This window comes from Mesorhizobium sp. M7A.F.Ca.CA.001.08.2.1, from assembly GCF_003998455.1.
In the GTDB taxonomy this organism is placed as follows: Bacteria; Pseudomonadota; Alphaproteobacteria; order Rhizobiales; family Rhizobiaceae; genus Mesorhizobium; species Mesorhizobium ciceri.
On record NZ_RZPW01000971.1, the window covers coordinates 1 to 1,939 of the forward strand.

Genomic DNA, 1,939 nt, shown 5'->3' on the forward strand with positions numbered 1-1,939 from the left:
TTTCAGGTGCACCGTACAGTGGACGCGCATTCGGCGCCTGCGGATCGGCAAGCGCGAACACCGCCTTGGCGGTGGCGGCGCCATAGTCGTCGTCGATCTGGTAGTTGAGCTCGAAGGCGCCGTTGGCGGCGCGCTTGGGCTCGCCGACGAAGCGGATCTGCGGCGGCTTGTCCGGTACGACCGCGAAGGCCCAGCGGCCGAGCTGGTCCTCGCCCGACGTCAGCGTCAGCGTGCCGTCGCCGGTCAGCTTGCTGGTGAACTGGCGCACCTTGGACGGCGTAGCCGGGCTTGCAGCCGGCTTGGCGGCGGCCTGCGGCGCAGCCGGGTCGATGGCGCGGGAATTGCTATTCTTGTCGGCGTAGCCGAGCGTTTCCTCGCCTGAGCCGCCCGTCACGCGCAGCGAAACGTCACTGCCTTCGGGAACCGTAAAGGTCGGGATGGCCTGGTTGGCGTCGGCGGTCAGGAAGATCGGCGGCTTGCCGGTGTAGGACGGCGGCGTCACCCAGGCGTCGATGCGCGGCGGCACGATATCGCGCGCGCCATGGGCATTGAAGCCGTCGCTGATCCTGCCGCCCGTCGGCCCGAAGGAGAAGGCGAAGGCGGTAACGAGCAAAAGTGCCGCTACCGCGCGCAGGGCCCAAGGGTCGCGCTCCGGCACGCGCGTGCGCGGCAGGTCGGCGCCAACGTTGTCGAGCTTTCCGGCCATGCGCTTCTGGTGTTCGCGCCATAGCGCCTGCGAGAAGCTGCTTTCCCGGCCGCTTGGCCGGTCGGTCTGCACCAGCACCGGGCTGTGCAACAGTTGATTGGCTGCCTCGATGCGGCGGTCGATTTCGCCGGCGCCCGGCAGGCGGAAGAAACGCAGGGGATAAAGCGCGGCCAGTGCTGCTATGGCAAAGGCAGCGACCAGGCCGATGCGCGTCATATCCGGCAGCCGGGAGAATAGCCCGAGCCAGGAGATGCTGAGGAACAGGCTGGCAACGATGACCAGGGGAAGCAGCAACGGCCAGCCGCGCTCGACCACCATCGAGACCCGCGTGGCCAGCCTGCTCAAAGCCAGCCGCCCGGCGAGGCCGCGATCGCTGCTGAAGGTGGGTCGTTGCGTCATCGGCCCTTCCTTGAGCCTATGGCATCCCGAAACCGGGATGCGGCCCTATCCCTTTGAGCATGATCTGTTCCGAAAGGGATTCCATGTTTCGGGATCATGCTGTGGAGCGGGCAGATAGCCCGACGCCTCACGACTCAAAGAATACCAGCAAACACGGCAAAGGCGAGGCAGTTCGAAAAAACGTGAAATGGACCGTTATAGTTCCATCCTGCATACCCTTTAGAAGGCAGCAGGCCCTTTAGAAGGTAGCGGGGTCCGCATTCGCCCCGCAGACCAGCACGGCGAGCCGTTCGCCCTGCGCCGGCGCATAGCGGCCCGACAGGATCGCGGCAAAGGCGGCCGCACCTCCCGGCTCGGAGATGATGCGGGTTCGGTTCCACAGCGCCTTCTGCGCGGCGACGATGTCGTCGTCGCCGACCAGGATCGAGCGTTCGACATAGGCCTCGGCGATCGGGAACATCATTTCGCCGACGCGCTTTGGCGCCAGTGAATCGGCGGCGATGCCCTCGGCCGGCGCGTCGACGGGGTGCCCGGCCTCGAAGGCGCGATGCAGCGTCGGCGCTCCTTCCGGCTCGACGGCGATGATACGGATGCGGCCGGCGAACCAGGCAGCGATGCCGCCGATCAGGCCGCCGCCGCCGACAGCGACCAGCAGCGTGTCGATCCGAGGCAAATCGGCCTCGATTTCGAGCCCAAGCGTGCCCTGGCCGACCAACGTTTCCTCCTGGTTGAAGGCGTGAATCTGCAAGGCGCCGGTCTCCTCGGCGAACCGTTCGCTGGCGGCCAGCGCTTCGGCATAGCGGGCGCCGCCGACGATCAGCTCGGCGCCATAGG

General features: G+C 67.0%; 2 protein-coding genes. Both read right to left on the reverse strand.

What is annotated here, in order from left to right:
• Positions 1-1,105 (reverse strand): DUF4175 family protein (locus tag EN914_RS33650; protein WP_127389591.1); only part of this gene is annotated, 1,105 nt, incomplete at its 3' end.
• Positions 1,106-1,343: 238 nt separating this feature from the next.
• Positions 1,344-1,939, reverse strand: a 596-nt coding sequence (locus tag EN914_RS33655) for a pyridoxal-phosphate dependent enzyme (protein ID WP_127389592.1), incomplete at its 5' end; no start/stop codon positions are given.